The organism is Robertmurraya dakarensis, from assembly GCF_900156875.1.
In the GTDB taxonomy this organism is placed as follows: domain Bacteria; phylum Bacillota; class Bacilli; order Bacillales; family Cytobacillaceae; genus Robertmurraya; species Robertmurraya dakarensis.
On record NZ_LT707409.1, the window covers coordinates 692,420 to 712,285 of the forward strand.

21 protein-coding genes and 1 pseudogene are annotated in these 19,866 nt (G+C 35.2%); 16 read left to right on the forward strand and 6 right to left on the reverse strand.

Going from position 1 to position 19,866, the window contains the following annotated elements; genetic code table 11:
- On the reverse strand, positions 1-1,017 hold a 1,017-nt coding region (locus CZ487_RS12360), incomplete at its 3' end, for a spore germination protein (protein ID WP_077211811.1).
- Between the two features lie 749 nt (positions 1,018-1,766).
- Between CZ487_RS12360 and CZ487_RS12365 the strand changes: the two genes are divergently transcribed.
- The 9 genes from CZ487_RS12365 to CZ487_RS12410 all read left to right on the forward strand — a co-directional run bounded on the left by CZ487_RS12365 (position 1,767) and on the right by CZ487_RS12410 (position 8,726).
- Positions 1,767-1,979 carry a helix-turn-helix transcriptional regulator gene (locus tag CZ487_RS12365; RefSeq protein WP_077215298.1) on the forward strand — a complete coding sequence of 71 codons (213 nt, stop codon included), beginning with the start codon at positions 1,767-1,769 and terminating at the stop codon, positions 1,977-1,979.
- On the forward strand, positions 1,972-2,283 hold the full coding sequence (locus CZ487_RS12370) for a hypothetical protein (RefSeq protein ID WP_077212448.1): 312 nt from the start codon (positions 1,972-1,974) through the stop codon (positions 2,281-2,283). The genes CZ487_RS12365 and CZ487_RS12370 overlap by 8 nt, the downstream gene beginning before the upstream one ends.
- The gene (locus CZ487_RS28010) at positions 2,270-2,734 is read left to right on the forward strand and encodes a DUF1648 domain-containing protein (RefSeq protein ID WP_077212449.1); all 465 of its coding nucleotides are present in this window, start codon (positions 2,270-2,272) and stop codon (positions 2,732-2,734) included. Before CZ487_RS12370 ends, CZ487_RS28010 begins: the two co-directional genes overlap by 14 nt.
- A gap of 152 nt (positions 2,735-2,886) precedes the next feature.
- Entirely contained in the window at positions 2,887-3,231 is a 345-nt protein-coding gene (locus CZ487_RS12380) for a YolC/YozM family protein (RefSeq protein WP_077212450.1), read from the forward strand.
- A gap of 388 nt (positions 3,232-3,619) precedes the next feature.
- Positions 3,620-4,885 (forward strand): ABC transporter substrate-binding protein, encoded by a 1,266-nt coding sequence (locus CZ487_RS12385; protein ID WP_077212451.1) that lies wholly within the window; start codon positions 3,620-3,622, stop codon positions 4,883-4,885.
- 556 nt (positions 4,886-5,441) lie between these two features.
- Positions 5,442-6,311: a hypothetical protein gene (locus CZ487_RS12390; protein WP_077212453.1), complete on the forward strand. Its 870-nt coding sequence runs from the start codon at positions 5,442-5,444 to the stop codon at positions 6,309-6,311.
- A 146-nt stretch (positions 6,312-6,457) separates the two neighbouring features.
- Entirely contained in the window at positions 6,458-6,979 is a 522-nt protein-coding gene (locus CZ487_RS12395; RefSeq protein WP_077212454.1) for an outer membrane protein assembly factor BamD, read from the forward strand.
- Between the two features lie 218 nt (positions 6,980-7,197).
- Positions 7,198-7,521, forward strand: coding sequence for a hypothetical protein (locus CZ487_RS12400; RefSeq protein ID WP_077212455.1), 324 nt, complete (start codon positions 7,198-7,200; stop codon positions 7,519-7,521).
- Between the two features lie 848 nt (positions 7,522-8,369).
- Positions 8,370-8,726 (forward strand): DUF3221 domain-containing protein, encoded by a 357-nt coding sequence (locus CZ487_RS12410; RefSeq protein ID WP_077212457.1) that lies wholly within the window; start codon positions 8,370-8,372, stop codon positions 8,724-8,726.
- Positions 8,727-8,799: 73 nt separating this feature from the next.
- Here the strand turns inward: CZ487_RS12410 and CZ487_RS12415 are convergent.
- The 3 genes and pseudogenes from CZ487_RS12415 to CZ487_RS12425 form a co-directional block, all read right to left on the reverse strand.
- A pseudogene (locus tag CZ487_RS12415) lies at positions 8,800-9,419 on the reverse strand (tyrosine-type recombinase/integrase).
- A 498-nt stretch (positions 9,420-9,917) separates the two neighbouring features.
- Positions 9,918-10,322 carry a hypothetical protein gene (locus CZ487_RS12420; RefSeq protein ID WP_077212458.1) on the reverse strand — a complete coding sequence of 135 codons (405 nt, stop codon included), beginning with the start codon at positions 10,320-10,322 and terminating at the stop codon, positions 9,918-9,920.
- 266 nt (positions 10,323-10,588) lie between these two features.
- Positions 10,589-11,827: an IS110 family RNA-guided transposase gene (locus CZ487_RS12425; protein ID WP_077212459.1), complete on the reverse strand. Its 1,239-nt coding sequence runs from the start codon at positions 11,825-11,827 to the stop codon at positions 10,589-10,591.
- A 378-nt stretch (positions 11,828-12,205) separates the two neighbouring features.
- On the opposite strand from CZ487_RS12425, the gene CZ487_RS12430 reads away from it, so the two are divergent.
- On the forward strand, positions 12,206-12,544 hold the full coding sequence (locus tag CZ487_RS12430; protein ID WP_419865717.1) for a hypothetical protein: 339 nt from the start codon (positions 12,206-12,208) through the stop codon (positions 12,542-12,544).
- A 341-nt stretch (positions 12,545-12,885) separates the two neighbouring features.
- Here the strand turns inward: CZ487_RS12430 and CZ487_RS12435 are convergent, their stop codons facing one another.
- Positions 12,886-13,704 carry a mechanosensitive ion channel family protein gene (locus tag CZ487_RS12435; RefSeq protein WP_077212460.1) on the reverse strand — a complete coding sequence of 273 codons (819 nt, stop codon included), beginning with the start codon at positions 13,702-13,704 and terminating at the stop codon, positions 12,886-12,888.
- A 180-nt stretch (positions 13,705-13,884) separates the two neighbouring features.
- Here CZ487_RS12435 and CZ487_RS12440 point away from each other — a divergent pair, with 180 nt between their 5' ends.
- The 6 genes from CZ487_RS12440 to CZ487_RS27155 all read left to right on the forward strand — a co-directional run bounded on the left by CZ487_RS12440 (position 13,885) and on the right by CZ487_RS27155 (position 17,506).
- Positions 13,885-14,445, forward strand: coding sequence for a sigma-70 family RNA polymerase sigma factor (locus tag CZ487_RS12440; RefSeq protein WP_077212461.1), 561 nt, complete (start codon positions 13,885-13,887; stop codon positions 14,443-14,445).
- Positions 14,435-15,301, forward strand: coding sequence for a hypothetical protein (locus CZ487_RS12445; RefSeq protein ID WP_077212462.1), 867 nt, complete (start codon positions 14,435-14,437; stop codon positions 15,299-15,301). The genes CZ487_RS12440 and CZ487_RS12445 overlap by 11 nt, the downstream gene beginning before the upstream one ends.
- A gap of 339 nt (positions 15,302-15,640) precedes the next feature.
- Positions 15,641-15,823 (forward strand): hypothetical protein, encoded by a 183-nt coding sequence (locus CZ487_RS12450; protein ID WP_077212463.1) that lies wholly within the window; start codon positions 15,641-15,643, stop codon positions 15,821-15,823.
- Positions 15,824-15,987: 164 nt separating this feature from the next.
- The gene (locus CZ487_RS12455; RefSeq protein WP_077212464.1) at positions 15,988-16,209 is read left to right on the forward strand and encodes a hypothetical protein; all 222 of its coding nucleotides are present in this window, start codon (positions 15,988-15,990) and stop codon (positions 16,207-16,209) included.
- A 151-nt stretch (positions 16,210-16,360) separates the two neighbouring features.
- Complete coding sequence (locus CZ487_RS12460; protein WP_077212465.1) at positions 16,361-16,912, forward strand: hypothetical protein; 552 nt, start codon at positions 16,361-16,363, stop codon at positions 16,910-16,912.
- A gap of 261 nt (positions 16,913-17,173) precedes the next feature.
- Complete coding sequence (locus CZ487_RS27155; RefSeq protein WP_077212466.1) at positions 17,174-17,506, forward strand: hypothetical protein; 333 nt, start codon at positions 17,174-17,176, stop codon at positions 17,504-17,506.
- 516 nt (positions 17,507-18,022) lie between these two features.
- Here CZ487_RS27155 and CZ487_RS12470 read toward each other — a convergent pair.
- Positions 18,023-19,258, reverse strand: a complete 1,236-nt coding sequence (locus CZ487_RS12470; protein ID WP_077210804.1) for an IS110 family RNA-guided transposase — start codon at positions 19,256-19,258, stop codon at positions 18,023-18,025.
- Between the last annotated feature and the right edge of the window lie 608 nt (positions 19,259-19,866).

The following is a 19,866-nucleotide window of genomic DNA, read 5'->3' on the forward strand; positions in this document are numbered from 1 at the left end:
CTCAATTAACAATTCTAGTAAGAGTGCTTCTAATAAGGGCGGAAAAGGAACTTGTGAACGTGATTGTCCAATGATAAATAACAATTTAGATGGTATGAGTTCAAAATGATAAGTCATGGCAGCCACATAAATGGCTGTTAAAAAAATAGAACCTACCATAGCAAATAATCGGATAAAACGAATAAATGTACTTAAAGACCATCTCAAATAGATATCTTCTGTTGATTCAAAAAATGAGAAAAAATTAGCAGGACCTATAATCCCTACAGGACTACCATCTATAAAAACACCAATTCGCCCGTTTAAAATCGAGTAGATGAATCTATCGGGTAGCTCTGTTAATATAAATTGTGGAAATAAAGAGTAATGATTATCTTCTAGGCATTGAGCCAAAACGGAACTGTCACTTATATTATCCGTTTTTAACTGTTCAATCCTTTCCTTAAGTGTCTGAAGAGTGTCATCGTTTGCAATATCTTTTATATATACAATTCTTACTTTCTTTTGAACGCGTTCCCCAATCTTTATTTCATCTGTGCACAAATTATAATCATTTAGATTTTGTCTGATTATCTTAACGTTAGAAGTTAATGATTCAGTGAACGAAATTTTAGGTCCATATACTAACGATTCTGTTTCTGCTTTCTCAATAGATCGTTCAATGGGATTTGCGCAATTCACAATGATTGCCTTTTTCTCATCTAAAAAATAAATATAAGCAAATCCATTTAATAGGGAAGAGATTACCTCTTGTTCTTCTAAATTTACCTTTATTTCTTCTATAGGTATGTTTTTCATTAAATAGGTGTAATGTAAGTATTCTACAGAAAGTTCTTCAATGTATTTAATGACAAATTCATTTAGAATCTCTGGCTTAATTAAATTCTTCATGAAAATAATATGAATCCCCACTTGTCCAACTTCAAGTTTTCGACACATCAAATCGGGTGATTCATTAAGAATGGATTTAATTTTTTCATAACCTGGGAAGTTATCATTATTATGACGATCTGTCATTCGTAACATATCCTTCAACCGTTTTTAATAGTGTCTGTAAAAACAATTAATTTATACAGAATATGGACAGAGGGACAGTGAATCATTACATCATCTTGGACAGCGTTAAACATTATCGTGTCTAGATTAAGTTGATTTTACTTATATAGTAATGCTTCATCCTTATTCAACGGGAGCGATTGTTCAATAGAGCAGTCGCTTCTTTCGCTAACTAGTTAGTGGAATAAGGGATTATCATTTCGGAAGAATAGTCCAGAAGTGGTAATAGTTCATGAAAAGAATAGTAATAGTATTTGTTTGGATTACTCTTAGTAGGATGGCCACGGATGCGAATGTTCAACACGGATATTTAGCTATTGATGAGGATTGGTCAGTATTGCGTTTCAAATCCGTTAATAAAAATAAGAAGATGACTAGAAAAGTGCGGTAACTGAAAAAGGCAAACAGCGAATTGGAAAGTTAGTTAATGCCAAGTAAATTAGATGTACTCCTGTAAGACAAAGTTATTTGCTGCGCAGTACAATTCTATTGTGAAGAATTGTACTTGAACGGGTACGAGAATGGAACAAGGCTCTCGGATGCGGCAGCCCTATTGCGTTAAAGGAGTAGGTTAGTACAAGAAACAAAGAAGTGACAGGTGGACGTTCAAGGCAAATGATGTGTCAAATATGTTTGACACATCATTTGCCTTATTTTATTATATAAATGTAAAAGGTTTTTTACACCTTGTAAATGTGGGGGCATATGAAATGGAAAATAGAATTAAGGAGTACAGAGAAAAAAACAGTCTTTCACAAGGGAAATTGGCAGAAAAATGTAATGTAAGTAGACAAACAATTAATGCGATTGAAAATAACAAATATGACCCAAGTTTGCAGTTAGCTTTTGATATCGCAAGGACCTTGGGAGTCGCTATGGAAGAGTTATTTATTTCTGAGAATGGGGGAAAAAGGCATGAATAAAACCAAAAGGATGATCGGAATTTTAGTTTTTATTGTTTTTCTATCAATTGTAGGATTTACTTTATACAAATGGGTTAGGTTTGGAACTATAGATGCAGCTGGTATATTCTTTAGTTTTCTAGCTTTAAGCTATTTTTTTAATTGGCTGAATTGGGGTCATCATGAAGCTGGTGGCGAGAAGGATGAATTAGATAGACATATTGAAACCCAAAGTGCCAAAATAGGTTATTATGTTCTCATGATTTTATCTGGTTTAATACTATTTATTTCTGAAGGAACAGGCAATTTCAATGAAACATTATAAAGTAACTCTTGTTATAATCTCAATTTCTATCCTTTGCTACCATATTTTTAAGTTATTCTACCTTTGGGCAGATATTCCCGAACGTATCGCAATACACTTTACTAACGACACTCCAGATAACTGGGGTCCGAAATACATCCTGTATATAATGCCTATTTTGGGTATTTTCACTTGGCTCCTTATTGGTTTATTAGTTAAAAGGAAAGAAAATTTGAACTATATCAATTTAACGGAAGCAAATAAAGAAATTCAATTTTCAAGAACTGGAAAAGTAATGATACTGATTCAAAATCTTAGTTTTATATCCTTTATACTAGCTAACGAAGCATTACTAAGATATTCAGTCGGAATCGATTCTAGTCTACCTCTTATAATCTCGCTCACTCTTTTGGTTATTTGTTTTATTGCTCCCACTTATCTTTTAATATGGGCATCGACACTAAAATACTAGATATTATCTAAATTAATTCAATATATTATTGTACTAACGGGTGATAGTCCAAGAAATATTATCGATTATTTTTGTTGAGGTTATTGTGATAACATTGTTAAACAAAATAAATGGATTTATTTGGTAAGATAGATTGAAAGGGAGGGAACGAAATGAAAAAGTTTATTTCTGGCTTAATAGTAGGTGCTATCGTTGTTTCAATGATTAATATTTTTATTAATAAAGATGATGTAACTGTAAGTGATAGTAAAGAAGCACGAGTTGATCGGATCGCATCTGTCCTTCAGGATGCATGGGATGAATTTGGTTTATTCAGTTTTGAAATAGGTGATACAGACCCTACGATCTGGATTGGAATGGATGAAACCAAAAATGAACAAGAACTACGGGAATATTTAAAAGGAAATATTGATAAATATGATTTGATTCATTACAACATCGAGATTTTAAAAAAAGATATACAAGAGTTAGAGAAAGAACATTTGGCTAAACTTTAAACCAAGGATATTTAAAATCATCTTTCTATTCCATTAACTGGTGCTTTAACATAATAATAAAGAGTCAATAATATGCAGGTTTGTATGCATTCCTTGCGTATTTTGGCTCTTTTTACATTTATAAATCATACTTCGTGCTCTTTGAGCTCTTTGAATTTCAGGGTCTGTTGTTCCCATCGCGCTATTACTTTAGCACATTGGGGGACAGACCCTCGTTTTATAGGAATATTAAGAGCTGTTTCTGGGGTGTACTGCCTATCGTTCCACAGAAAAAATGATAGGTTTTGTCGAAAAGTGATCACATGAGAATAAAAGAAGGAAAACAGCTATAGTTTACAGAATATCAGAATATTGTAATTATTATATAAATAACAAAGGGGGAATACGCTTGAAATTCAAAACAAGTTTTCTTGCATTATTAGTCAGCTTTTCCATGATTTTAGCTGCTTGTAGCGGGGAGAAGTCAAATTCTGATTCTTCGTCAGAGAGTTCGAACAACAGCTCTGGGCTTGCACAAGGAGTGACAGACGATCAGATTTTAATTGGACATATTGGTCCGCAAACGGGACCAGTAGCTATCTACGACTTAATCCGGAAGGGAATTGAATCCTATTTTAATTATGTGAATGAAAATGGTGGAGTGAACGGAAGACAATTGAAGCTGGTGGCATATGATGATCAATACCAGCCTGCAAAAACGGTGCAATTAGTGAAACGTCTTGTGGAAGAGGATGAAGTGTTTGCGATGACGGCAAATGTAGGGACAGCCACTAGCCTGGCCGTAAAAGACTACATAGATGAAAAGGGAATTCCGGTCATATTTGGAGGCTCTGGAGCAAAGGTTTTTGTTGATCCGCCACTCCCAAATCAGCTGGGAACAGATATGCTAAATTATGGAGTGGAGGCTAAAGTATTCCTCGATTTTGCCGTCAATAAACTTGGTGCTAAAAAGATTGCTTTAGCCTATCAAAATGATGACTTTGGGAAGGAAGGCTATGGGGTCTTAAAAGAGGCGATTAAAAATTATCCTGATGTGGAACTGGTTGAAGAAGTGAATTTTCTATCATCCGATACGGAATTTAGCTCACAGGCCCAAAAGTTAAAAGAGGCAAAACCTGACACGATCTTAAATATGGCTACTCCGGCGCCTGCTGCCAATTTGAAAAAAGCGATGCACAAAATTGGATTAGTGGATGTTAACTATATCGTTTCTTCAGTTGGTGCAAATGATAACAATTTATTCAACCTTGCAGGAAAAGATGTATGGGAGGGAACTTATTCGGGTGCCACTTATCCAATGCCAGAGGCTGCACCAGATAACGAAAAAATCCAATTATATGTCGAACGATTCAGTAAAGACTTTCCTAATGACCCTGTAGGCGGAGTATCACAATTAGGATGGGGTTCGGCACAAGTATTAGTTGAAGGGATAAAGAGAGCTGGCGATGATCTAACTTGGGAAAACTTCCTTAAGACTTTTTATACCTTTGATAATTGGGATGGGTCGATCCATGCGGGTGTAACGTTTTCAGAGGATAACCACTATGGATTAACCTCGATGTTCATGACACAAGCTAAAGACGGAATTATTACGCCGCTTGACCCTCAAATTTCATTTAATCCTACGAATGGTGAAATTAGTTATAGCGAATGATGAAAGTAAGATACTTTACTTAAGTCTCTCAACTTATAACTCTATATTTTTATCGAGGAAGCAATAAACGTTTTATTGCTCCTCCTGTTACTGACAATACTTTTAATTTCAGGGTCTGTCCCCCACCGCGCTAATAACTTTAGCACCTTGGGGGACAGACCCTCGTTTTGGAGAACGCGTCTGCGACCTAATATTCTTACGAGTTGAAACTCTCAAGAATCTTTGGTTCACCGTTTCATCAAATTGCTTGTATCCCACTTAAAACAACTCCTTATACTGTTTTAGTAGGAACTTTTTCAATATGAGGGTCTGTCCCCCACCGCGCTAATACTTTAGCATCTTGGGGGACAGACCCTCGTTTTCCCGATTTGTGAACACAATTGAACTTTGTATTTTTGAGTATCTATTTCTTTATTCACATTTTGAAGAGATGCATACTTCACTCACGAAGCAGCTTAGTTGAAGAAAGGTAAAAAACCAAAAAACATTGAAAATGTATTGGGTAAATGGAAGTGAGTTAAAATATTCCTATTATAAATGAGGAGATGTTTAAAAGGTGAAGAAATATTTACTTTTATTTTTAGTCATATTTACATCACTCGCATTATGTGGGTGTAAGAGTAATGAAGAACTTTTAAAAGAAGGTACCGAAGAAAAAAAGAGTGAAATTACATCCATAATTTCAGAATCTGCTATTAATGAGTACATTGAAGGCGACATTCAATTTGACCAATACGATACAATAATAGATGATGAAAAGACTGTTTTCATGTATAATATTTTACTTCCAATTAAATTATCATATTTAGAATTAGATTCCTCTAAACAATATGAATTGCTAAGAGAATCAGCACAAGGAATTTTTGACTTTCAGGGCAATGATAATAGAATTAACACACCAAAAGGTATGGCAATTATTGATGAAGATGGGGAAAGAATAAAATTTCAGTCTTTGATTCTTTACTTTGGTAGTAATAAGAATAATACTTATAAAATAAGCCTGGATAATGAATACGAAAGAACTTTTAATGTTTCTACGGATGGTAAAATAGATAATATAATTTTTGCTACCATATCGAATGAGGATTATGTAATTTTTAGTGGTGGAAATATATTACGTGAAGGTGAATATGAAAAACAAGGTGAATGGGCATTTAAAAAATCTGATTCTAATAGTGATGGTGAATCTACTGGAAATACTACAACTAGTAAAAATAATTGGGAAAGCTTAACTGAAAACGAAAAATACAGTATGATTTCTACATATATACAACAAATAGAAAATGAAGGTTATACGATTCTTGTAAGCGAGGACTATTTTGTTGATGCGCTAGATGCTTATTATGAAGGAGGCTACACTAATGACACAAGTATAAAAGAAGCTATACTTATGGTGGGTTTAGCAGGTGGAGGGATATCTAGATAAATTTCCTAATGGGTTAATTTATTTAATTACAAAATAGTTCTTGTTAAACTTACGGGTGCTTTAACATAATAATTTCAGGGTCTGTTCCCACCGCGCTAATATTTCAGCATCTTGGGGGACAGACCCACGTTTTCCCAGGGGGGAATATGAAGAAACCAATTATAATTATGTTGATTATTACATTAGGTTTTATGTTGACAGGGTGTAATTTCATTGAAAAACAAATTAAAGAACAAAAGGCAGAAGGTTTTATAAAGGAATATTATCAAGCTATTATAGATGAAGATTATGAAAAAGCCTTTGAACAATTAGATTTGCATGATTATGATAGTAAAAATGAAGATGTTAAGTTAATTGAAGGAACAACATTATCTGATGAAGAAGCAAAAAAGTTCTATTTAAAGAAGATAGAAGTATTGAAAGAAAAAAATTATAAATTAAAAGGTTTTGAAATTGTAGAAGTAGAGTATGAAGACGGACACTCATTTTGGCATCATATTAAACTTGAAGTAGAGCAAAATGGGGATATTTATGAACGGAATGAAACTGCATCTCTTTATGCTTATGGAGGGAAATTATTGATTAGTGGAGATGACCCATATATCAAATATCGAGATGGTAAAATGAATTTTGATATTAAAAAAGAAATAGAAAAAGATGGTATTTAATGTATTCACGGGTGTGTTTCTGCAATAAATAGAGACGCTTTTTTAACTAATGAAGCAGTATAGTTTAGCAACATCTACGTGTTTCTGGATTAGCAGAAACTTTTTTTATAGTCCTAATGGTGATGTTGCATTTATTGGGAATCATTCACATCTAAATTTGATGTTAAAATTAAAAGAACAAATCGGTTTCTTAAATATCGTGATTTAGGATGATAACGATGAATTATCTCGTAGACAATACTCCTATTTATATTTTTGGTATTATTTCATTCATAGGTGGTCTATCTCTAGTGATTGCTCTTATTATAAACTGGATTAAGGATCGGAATAAGAACATAAAAACATATATAAAATATGCAAGAATTCAAGTCATGTTCACAGCATTATTTTGTTTTAGTGGAGCAGCTACTACTTTATTCAATTATGTAACTTTCGTAAATGAAGATTTCGAACTGAAATTCTTAATCTTATCTTTTACTATAAGCGTAGCAGGAATGTCTATCTTCTTGATGATTGCAAAATTAAAGGAAAAGAATCAATAAAAAAATCACAGATTGTTTAATAAAGAGCAGTCAAATATTGCACTCAATAACGGGGGCAATAGTTAAAGATAATGATCGCTACGGCGATCTTTTTTTGTTGAACTAACGAAGCATTTATTTGAAGAAGGAATTAATTAATATTTGCCTCCGCAAAAAATTCATATTTTTGTGGGGTAAGAACACAATATTAATATAAGTGATTTTTTTAGGGCGGAAACAGAATGAGTTTAAGGGAATTATACCAAAGAATGGAACGAGATAGAAAAAAACAAAAATACGAAATAATTGGATGGATAGGCTTCATTATCTTTATTGTTTTACAATTCTTCAGTTTCATTTTTTGGTGCTATGTATTATGGTGGCTTATATTAATAAGCTTTTTTGTAATTCTTGGTATATTTGCTCTCTTCAAGAAAGTGCAAAATCCTAATAGTAGATTGAAGGTATTCTTAGTAAGATTGTTTCTTATTGTAATATCCGTATCGGTATTATATGTATTTATTGTATTTGGGGGAGTTCATAAATACTTTTTAGATATTCCAGACTATTTTAGTGAGAATTAGAAGTAATTCAGGGATTTGCTGATATAAATACTATAACCTCACCACGGGCTTCCACAACTCAAACAATAACAATTAACGGAATAACATTGGAAAATGAACAATTTCTTGAAGAAAAAGAATTCGATGGTAAATTACTTGAAAATTATTATTTGCCGCGTTCTAAATATGTAATTGAGATATGGAATTAGCAATAAATTGTTAACCTAACAGGGGCGTTTCTACAACAGTAGTAGGAACGCTTTTCCACTAACGAAGCAGTATTGGATAAGTGAGGGAGGGCTTTTCTTGAAAAGTCTAATAGCGGCTTTAATACTTATCGTCGGAATTTTATCAGGATGTGGAAACCCATTAAACAATGTAACTTTTGAAGGTCATATTATTGAAAAACGAAATCATCATGGATTCCAAATACTGGTTATGAAGAATATCACAAAAGAGGATATAGAAAAAAAGTCAAAAGAACAACTTATTCAGGAAGCAAATGATAACTTCTCTGCCACTTACTTTTTTGTCAAAGAGGATAAATACAAAGAATTAGAAGTAGGACAAAAAGTGATTGTTACATATAACAAAGGTCAGCCAGCAATGGAATCGAATCCACCACAAACTGATTCAAATAAGGTTGAAATTGTCGAAGAATAAAAGTATCTTCTCCCTGGGGGCAAGAGTTGAAGGAGCAACCATTAATTAAACAGTTGCTTCTTCTTTTGTTTGTTTAGAAATACTTCTGGTAAAATTCCTTCCTGAGCCGACCACTTAGCTCAGCATATATTCGAGTCGTTTCACTTTTCTCATGTCCCATCAAACTCTGTATCACTTCAATGGGGGCACCATTATTTAATAAGTGGGTTGCATAGCTGTGTCTCAGTTGATGCGGATGAATTTCTTTATTTATTCCTGCTCGTTTTGATATTTGTTTAATGATATATCTCATTTGTGCCTTGCTCATTCGGTGAGGATGTCTTTCAGTAACAAAGATAGCTAAATCATTATCCTGCCGACTTTCAAGGTATCGTTTAAGCCAAATATCGCATCGTATATTAAAATAGACTTCTCTTTCCTTGTCTCCTTCCCTCTTACGATTGCAGCATGATTAGACCAATTGATGTTATTCTTATTAAGGGTCACTATCTCTCCAATTCTACATCCTGTCGAAAACATGAATTCAAATAATGCCTTCTCCATAGTAGTAGTACAAGCCTCACGAAGATGTTCTATCTCCCTTTCTGTTAAGAATTTCGGAATGCGTTTACCTATCTTTGGTTCTTTAATCTTGGCTGCGGGATTAATACCGGTATAACCTTCTTCATGTGACCAGCGAAAGAGTAATTTCATTGAACGAACACGATGAGCTAATGATGAAGGTTTTAGTGTTTTGCTAGAATTAGATAGGTATTCTTTTAGTTGCTCCGTTGAAAGTAAGTCAATTTCTATATCACCAAAGTGACGAATAAGTAAGTTAACCCTGAAGTTGGTATGCTTTTAATGTTTGCGGTGAAAACCCCTCTATTCGCTTATCTGATTCATACGTTTCCCATGCTGTTGATAATAACTCAATAAATCTCTCCCTTTAAAAATCTCATTTTAAAAGGAATTATTGACTCGATTCTCGAAATTGAAACGGGACAGACTATTCAACTATTGGGCAGGATAGTGTAACAAGGGGACTGATCTTCACATCTTTACGTCACAATTGACCCAAAATGCGTTCAAAAGAAAAAGCTTCCAGATTGCAAACGTGTGCACCTACGGTAGCTTATTAAGAAACACATTATTTTTAGTAAGTAAACCTCAGATGTTTTTTGTATATATCAAAAATGGGTTGGAATAAACCTATTCGCCGAGACATTCAGTAATTGTTAAGTCACCATCCTGGGCTATTCCAGAAAGGCTGCTCTGAAGAACGTTCCCTGTAGTACCAAGACGTCGAAAGATTATTTCAAACTGGTCAATTGAAATGCTTTCAAATAAAAAAAGTGTAAATACAACAGGTATACCTTCTAACAAGCCTTCACCACTAACAACTAAGGAAGTCCCTCCTTGTGAAGTAACACAACTTGATGGTTTAACTACTGTTGATTCAAAAATCACTCCGCCTTCTTGAGTGGTTATAGTAACTGAACTTCCTAAAGACCTTTCACAAGCGGGACAAATATTTGCAATGAATAAGTTGTTATTCCCAAGCAGTTGAGTTAGGGTTCCAGAACAATCACAGGGACAAGGATTAAATATTCCCATTAATAATAATCACTCCTTTCCTTAATAATACTATGTTTAGGAATACAGAAACGCTTGGACTAACTAATAAAAATAATAGCAATTGAATTAATGAACAGTTCGACGATATTGCGAAGAAATATACTTAAGCTAAACCAGCTAATAGTTTGTCAACATTTTTCAATAAAAAGTTTAATAACCTCATGATATACTAAAAATGTTCATACCAAATAACCTTCCTAAACTCTCTTATTGGAAGGTTTGGTGTATTTAGTTAGATATAGGTCCTATGCTATATCTTGGAAAGAGTTTCTGCTTTTCAGTAAGGCGTAAATCCAATGTAAGAGTTTGTTTACACATGCAATAATCGCTACTCTAAAGGGTTTTCCTTCTTCTCGTTTCTTATCGTAAAACTCTCGTAGTCTTCTATTGCGTGGAATAATCTCATCAGTCGTTTTCTTTTTACGGGAATCCCGAATACCACTTTGAACAGCCATATACAAGGCGTGGCGAAGCCTACACGAGCCACGTTTGGTTATACGGTTTACCGATGCAGTAAACTTTCCTGATGAGTACACACTAGGATCTATTCCAGCGAATGCAACTAACTTCTTGGCACCATTAAACCGATCTATCTCTCCGATTTCAGAAATAATCGTTGTAGCGATTTTTTCTCCGACTCCAGGGATAGATTGAAGGATTTCATATTCTTCAATTTCGCTAGCGAGGGCATCTATTTCATTCGCAATATTGGTTAGATGCTCTTGGTATTGAAGAACAATCTTAACCAAGATTTCTAGGTTAAAAAAATGACTATCGTAGAGATTATTTTGAAAAGGATCACGAAGGGCTGCTTCTCTTAATTTCTGTGCCTTTTCTTTTGCCCATGACTCCGAACGACTCATACATAATGAAGCTATTTTATCCGTTAACTCTTTTTCACTTACACTTAATACAGCCTTAGAAGTAGGGAATTCTAGTAAAGTAAGCAATGATACTTTCGAATATAGGCTTCCAAATACACCTCGATACTCAGGAAAAACCTGATCAATTAAAGAATGAAGTTGTATCTTTGTTTTAGCTGATATTTCCGCAATACTTTCTTGCTGTCTTGTCAGATTACGAAGGTTTAATAGTTGAACACCACGCTTCTTGTAAGGCTCTAGTTCCTCTTTATAAAACAGTTCACAAAGGTGATAAGCATCAATTGCATCAGTTTTTACCTTTCGAAGGCTGGAGCTCTTGGCTCTATGAGAGATAAGAGGATTGACGATAATATAAACATAATTTTGTTCCTCTAGAAACTGAATAACTGGAATATGATAATGACCAGTTGATTCCAAAACAACCGAAGGTTGATGACCACCAGCAGCCTTTTCAACATCTTGGAGGAACTCTAGTAAACATCCTAATCCTTTAAGATCGTGAGTAATACTAAAACTCTTACGATATGGTTTACCTTTATCTAAAAACGCTTGAATCTGACTTTCTCCTTTTGATACATCCAGACCAATCACTGGATTCATTAAATTTCTCCTCCTCCTAGAAATACAAATTAGTCGGTAACCCCTAATGCTCCTTGTAATGTCATAGGTTCGCTTGTTAAACGGGATCATGGTCCCAACCAGCCTGAAACATGTTTATACAAGTAGGGGGTGAACAGTTTAGCTTACGGGATTGAGTCCCACGGGTGCGACGTTCTACCCCGACTACCGTTATAATAAGACCATAAACAAAAAGGTCAACCAGAAAAATCTGGCTAACCTTATATTACGAACGGGTGCCATACTTCAAGAAGGAAGTATTGCTATTCTTAATGAAGTAAAGGGAGGTTAGTGGAACAATAATACCATAAGTGCGATTATGGAAATAGGGGAATTAAGTAATAAGAAGGTGTGACTCATTTGAAAAATAAAAAGAGAATATTTATAGCAGGAATTGTTATGATTATTTTTCTAATAGCAATTATGGTGTTTACTACTCCCACTAAGGATGAATTTGATAAGTGGATATTAAATGAGCATGGAATTGTTTGTGAAAATATTGGTTGGGAAGAGGAATGTACAAAAGACAATCAGCTAATATGGAATAGTTCTTCTCACTTTAAAAATGTAGGCATATTTGCCTCTTATGAGAAGGATTTTAAAATTCAAAACGGTGAGCAAACAACTTTTAGAGTTCTTGGTATATTCGGTAACCTTTTTATGATGAAGGACGGAAAGGTTTGGGAGATATTAAACTAAATTTGTTAGTGAACGGGTGCATTACTTGAACAAAGGTAATGCTCTTTTCTTCTTCTAGTGAATAGTAGTTTAGTGGAAGAGTCCAGATTTGTGCTTGTTTCAGCAATCGGTCCAGATTGTGGAGCAGGTCCATTAAGAATATTAGAACTAATCTTAAGGTTTAACCATATAAATTATCAATAATTCTGCTGTAATTTTGGCAGCTTTTTTTGTTTCAACAGCAAAACTTTTATATAACTAATACGTGTAAGTATTGAACTACAAGAAAAGGAGGGGGTGGAAATAATCAAAATGAATTAAACGGGTTTAGCTCTATATTCGATAGGGCTAAGGCCGTTTTGTTAATCGCTTGTGCTAAGGCTTTCTGCCATCTTTAGGTCATTTTTGTAGGCAGCCATCGCCAGTTCATATCTCACCTTTTTACTCGCCTCAGTGAAATCCGTTTCCTTCACAAGACCTGTTAATGAATACCTGTGACCTCTAAAATCTACGTTCAGTTCGGTAATTTGGTTGAATTTGAAGCTCTCTATGGGAACGCCTTGTTTATCCTTTAACAGGTATTCCTCGTATTTCTCATTGCATGTTTGTGCAACTTCCTCCATCACCTTGAAGGCATCATCCGGATTTTGCTTATAGTTGAGGACTACGCTTTCGTTCACCCGGCGCATTCCTCGGTTCCCGTTCTGGAGTTCAGAGATGTTGCTATAGGAGACCGTATAGAGGTAACCGTTATACTGGCGAATCTTAAGGTGACGCATGCTGATTTCCTCAATTTTTCCCTCACGGTTACCATTTATGATGACATAATCCCCATGATGAATCTGGCGTTCAAACAAATAGGTCAGCCCCATAATGTAATCGCGGATAATATGCTGAAGAATTAATGCCAAGGCACCTGCTACCACGACCGAACCAGTAATAAGCTTTGTCAGGTCGAAGAAATGGCTAAATACATAAATTAAGAAGAATAACAATCCCAATACCTTTGTCACCTGGTTGGAGAAATGCATCAATGTCTCTTCACGCCTGTCATCCAAGAAGCTCGTTTTGTCAAAGAAAAGCCTGATGGATTTGCGGATCAAATAAACCGTGAGTATAATGAGCAGCGCAACCATTAAAATTTTTACGGGGACTTGCTGAAATAGTCCTGAGAATAACATTTAATCACCTCTACCTATTACACTATAACAAAGTAATACGAACAAGAGAAAAAACTTCGTTTCCCAATAAACCTTATCGATAGTATGGTTCCATAAACAAAAAAGACCTATGAGTGCAACGGAACCATTTATAAACATGAATCGTCTAATTACGAGAAAATCCAGATTGTGAGGAGAAAAATGTTTGAAATGATAGATGACTCTAAATCAGAACCTCTAGATTATTTAAATCGTGAAGAAAAGCTTAAATGGTTAATGGAAACGTATGGAAATGATGTGATTCGAATCGCTTATACATACTTGAAACAAAAAGAATTGGCAGAAGACGCAGCACAAGATGTATTTATAAAGTGTTACAAGAATTTGGATACCTTTCGAAATGAATCGTCTTATAAAACATGGCTGATAAAAATTACCGTAAACCGATGTAAAGATGTATTAAAAAGCTGGTCTTATAAAAATTTGTTCATTACTGAAATTTTTAAATCTAAAACTGCTACTCCTTCCCTTGAATCTCAATATTTTAGGGGCGAAGAGAACGAATTGATTTCAAAACAAGTATTAGAACTACCAGTAAAATTGAGAGAAGTGATTATTTTATTTTATTATCAGGATTATTCAATTGAGGAAATATCGGATTTATTAAACATTAATCCTAATACAGTGAAAACTAGATTGCATCGGGGACGCCTTAAGTTAAAAGAATCATTAGAAGGAGCATGGTCTATTAATGGAGAATAAATTGAAAAATTTAAAAGAAAAAATGGATAATACCATTCTAAAAGATGTGCATTTCGATGATGACCAGTCTCAACAAGTGTTGAACTCGATTAAAAATTCAAACTATCAAAAGAAGCCATTTTCACTGAGGAACAAGTTTAATTCTCTCATTAGTATTTCAGCTATTTCTATCATGTTTTTAGGGATTACCTACTTTGCAGGTACGCAGCTAAACCTTTTCAGTGGACCTGAAACGAGGCAAGCTAATGATCCAGGTGAAAATACCACGGCCGAAGGAACCAAAACCGTTACTATAGAAGAAAAAGCGAATCCAATTGAAGAGAATACTACTGATCCGAAGAAATGGAAAGACTTGTCAACGAAAGGAGATCTAGTTAAACCGGATTTTCCCACAAATGTGAACGATTGGGTTGCGTTTCAAATCAATGAGTTTTCAAAAAAGTCCGATGTGAACTTGCCTAATGGGGGATATGACGAAGGGTACGATTATTATTTGAAATCCCAAGCTCTTTCCATGACGTTGGGAAGTTATATTCGGGTTGAGGGTGAGGATCTTGAAAAGGATTTCGAAAACTTGTGGGTACTTGCCTCGGCAATAGGTCATGAACAATTTGTCCGAACCGCACATATTGGCCCAAACGGGGAAGCAATTGAGAAAACAGAATACTACAAACAATGGAAGCCGACAAACAAACGAATGAAACTAAGCTTTGAATATATGAAACAATTGTTGAACGATATTGACATTGCCATCAATAAAGACAGCAAAGGCGAAACATTTGGCGTGTCACACCAATTGGACGGCGACAAAGTTGAAGAAATGGAGTCTTTTATTAGACACTTTGAAGGCGAGTAATTGATGTGAATTTTTGGAGGCGTAGTCGCTTTGTTGCTTTTTACGATCTTGAATCACTTTTAAGATGTTCTAAAAAGTGATTCAAGTATTAATTAAAATAAGGTTAATAAGAATAGAGTATGGATGAATTAAAAGGGTTATAGCCATGAGGAAAATTCGTCAGAATATAGCAAAGTTTCGTGATTAGCGGGATTGTAAAAAAACTAAGGTTTGGGACCAGCCATGATTATCTATATGATGCGAATTAGAAAAAGGACTCCCATGTGTTGCTTGTATAAACTGTCTTGCTCAGAAATGGAAGATGCCAGTCACCCTAAATCGTAAAAAGGGGGAGCGATAATGCCCGAGGAAGAAAGAGAAAGGTTAAAAACTAAAGAACAACGAAAAAATCCTGGTGGTGCTTTGAATAATGCGTGGTCTCAAGCCTATACAGGAGCACCTAGCAGTGGGTGTTTAGTCAATATATTATCAATTGTAATAATTGTAGCAGTTATTCTGCTGGTAAGAGCGTGTTCAAACTAATATTATTGTAGTAAAGTGGCGATTGTTCAAAAAGGAGCAGTCGTTTTTTTTCGAACGAACAGGATTGCTCAATAAGACAAGAGTAATCGCCTTTCCTTAATTAACGTAAAGGGAAGAATATTTAAATGGTTTTTTAGTGAAATAGGTATGGGAAGGGGTTATATATGTATTTACTATTATCTATCATCTTAAGTGCTATTTTAGGTTACGTTTTGTTAATAATGGGACCACTCGTTGGCGGTATTATTGCTTTTGGAATTATAGTAGGTTGTATTTTTAGAGGATTGTTTTTACTAAATGAAATCCATAAAAGGATTTCAAATATATCACCCAAAGAGGATAAAGCTAAAAAAGTGTATAGAGAATATTTAGAAGAAAAAAAGTAAAAATCTTTTTGGAGTAAAGGGTGCATTACTGGAACACAGTAGTGATGCTTTTTTTCTTCAACCGAAAGTGCAGTTGTCAAAGATAGATAAATTAATTATAAAATGTAAATGATGGGTATCTTAACAGTAAAATCAAAAGGGCGAATGTTTAATGCTTAATCATTTACATTTTAAAGTGTTTCTCATTTTATCTTTATCCATTTTCACTTCTCAAACTGAGGGTATGTCAGCAAATAAAGTAATTGAGGGCTATTTTAATGATATAAATGAAAGTCGCTGGTCAAGTGTACACAGCTGGTATGTTAATGAAAGAGCAATGGAAATAAAGAGTTTTATAGAAAATGAAGAGAATCAAGAAAAGAAGTTAGGTCTACTTAATATTATCGAAGCTCGGCTAGTAAACTTGAAAGAGCTTCCCTACGATTATGCTGATAATTTTATACCCAATCGCTATATGGAACAATACGATAATAAAGATAAAAAAGCTTTCTATGCTGCGGTTGATTATACGGTTTACCATGAAGACCAATATCACATAAATGGTGTTAACTATTTTTTGGTTGTTCTTGTGTTAGAAGATAATCATTGGAGAATAGCTTTAACTCCTCATGTGCCTGTTAATGCAATTGTTTCTGATGGATTTGGGTTTGGAACTAAAGATGAAAAAACATTCGATGAAAGAAGACAAAAATTCAGAGATTAAATTGTGGATAACTGCTTGATCCTAGTGCCTGTCCCCCGCTAAATTAATACTTTAGCACATTGGGGGGACAGGCATCATTTCTCCCTGAGGGGCTTTCTTTTAAAAAAGTCTAAAGGGGCTTTGGCCTAATTGTTTAACTTTCTCTGGAAAAGCTTAAGAATATTAAAAATCTATAAATGATGCTATAAATAAGATATAGTCTCTTGTGGTTGTTCCAGCCAAGGATAAGAATACAATAGAAAAATAATAAGGGGGATCTTTGTGCCATTAGAACAAGGAGTTTCTAATTTATTAACACTTGGTTTTATTTTTATCGTATTAGTCATAGGAATATCAACGATCACGTTATGGGTAAAAAATAAAAGGAACAGCGCAGCTTATTTGTTCATTTTGGTGCATTTAGTGTTGTTATCATCCGCGTTCATCTTCTTTATGAATGCTATTTCTTTAGATCTTGATTACAACCATCCGATGGCTTCTGAAGAGAATTCACTACAAATAGGTATTGCAAGTATCTTTTGGGCTTTAAGTATGATTAGTCTAATGGTTTCAATATTTAAATTTACGAATCTATCTAGAGAAGATAAACATTAATTGGAATTTGGTCTAACACATTGGATAAGGTTATGATAATACACCGGCTCAGTTTTACGGAGGACCAGAGTTAGTTGAGGAAATGACTGAAGAGTTAAGGCAATTACTTAATAACTGAACGTCCTAGCCTTGCAAAGTAAACGGATGCCCTGGTGCTAATGGGTCCAGCTTGGGAATTTACAGAATAATGTTTTATATAACTTAATCTTCAACAAAAAGGTGCTTTACTGGACTGCGATAATACTTTTTCTTTTTTAAATTAAAGCAGCAGCTCTTTCAGCCGGGCGCAATTACTGAAGGTCATTAAAATGGGTAAACTTTTTAGTAATTACCAAAATTTTAAGCCCAGTGGTAATATGTCAAGCACTAAAATTCAATGAATTGGAAATTAATATTGTCTTTCATTGAAAAGTGTTTAAAAAAGAGTATACCTAATAAACCTCACACTATTTTCAATTTTTTACCAATACTTTCAAGTGTGAAGCTGGGTGTTTGAAAGGGTGTGAATGAGAAGTTTTAATCTCTCCTTTCGGGTGGTGTGTACAACTGATTGGTGCGTAGTAGCGAAAACACCAATCGTACCAGTTTTCTTGCGGTTAAGACGAGAGCGCGTTTGTGTTTATGTTTTGGAACTTCATCGTACTTCTTTGTGTAAAAAGCTTTATATTCAGAGTCGTACTTTCGGATCTTATCGGCAGCTTGAATAAGGTAGTAACGCAGGTATTTATTACCTGTCCTCATTCTAGCCGTTTCCTGGGATTCGAATTCGCCTGATTGGTTCTGGTTCCATACCAAACCTGCATATTTCGCTAAGGCATGATGATCTTTAAATCGCTTTATATCGCTAATTTCAGCTATCAACCCTGCCGCATAAACGTCTCCAATTCCTTTTACAGACGTTAGGGTTTGCGGTATGCCTTTCATTAACTTGGCAATTTCTTTATCCAGACGCTTTACCTGTGACTCGATATGTTGAATGGTACTTAAAGTAACAGACATCGAAATATTTACGGGGTCCTGCATAGCCTTATTCAGCCGGTAAGATGATCTAGCCAACTTTTGAAGGTATTTTGCGATTTCCTCTGGCTTTTCAAATCGGTTTTTTCCTTTATCTTGCAGGAACTCGACGAGTTCCTCGAGGCTCATTTCAGCGATCGTTTCGGGCTCTAGTTCCTCCATGACAGCCATACTCGTAGCTCCGAATTTATCTGAAAATGGATTATCCTGTCTCAGTCCACTGAACTTTAAAAAGAGCTGGTTAAGGAAATACGTTTTATTTCGGGCAATCTCCCGCATAAAATGAAACCTTGTTCGCGTTAAGCGCTGAAGAGCTTCATATTGTATGGCATCTTTCATTTGGGCTGGCAGTCGGCCAAAGCGCAAGTGGTCAGCGATGACCCAGGCATCTATGCGATCGTTTTTTACAAGAGAATCATACCCTTTTTTGAAACGAGCGACTTTTCTCGCATTTAGTACGTAGATAGAGGCTTGAAACTTAGGTTCATAGCCTTTCATTTGGTCTTGTAGATAATGGGCAAGGTGCCAACTGTAAAGATCAGTGGCTTCCATCCCAATCTTCAATTGGTTGGCCTGACTTTTTTCCGCAGTTTCTAGCATTCGTTTGATCAGGGTTTCGGCCCCGGTTTGATCATTAGAAACAGAAAAGTCGGCGAGTGTGGACCCGTCCTCCTTCATGAAATGGACATGATGGGACTTCAAGCTTACATCTACACCAACAAGCATTTGTGACATACCAATCACCTCCAGTATGTAAGTTAATCAAGAACGTTCAGACCTGGGTGCCCACGGGAATCATCGATGTCTTCCTCGTCATCAGCACTCAAAGAAAAGAAGTCCATCATGAGCGCTACACTCACTTCTTTTACGGCGGCGCAACCAGTGGTTAGACCTTCAATAATGAACCATGGGTAGCAGGCTTATGAAGCAGTACACCAAAGTGTCCGCAAGGGGGAGAAGCAATATCCTGATACGATCCTGTCGGTTCCATTGTCCCATGAGCAGGTCTATGAACGCTATAAAAAAATGACGGAGTAAAACGCTGGAGCTTCCTCCATTCTCCGCCATTTCTCGATATTCAGTTAAAGGCATTTCAAAGAAGCAGTAGGGAAACTATCCCCCTGCGAAATAAGAACAACACATTAATCTATTATTGATAGTTTGAACTTTACCTCGGCTTCCCCATCAGGTGGGTGAAACAAGGGTAAAACTAAAATATTTAAGATGGGGAAGCCGAAAGGCTAACCTTGATAACCTATAGGAATCTAGAGTGAATTTTAGAGGATCCGGATCAACTGGAAATTCTTCTAGAAAGAGCTCTTACTAGTACTATACGAGGGGGA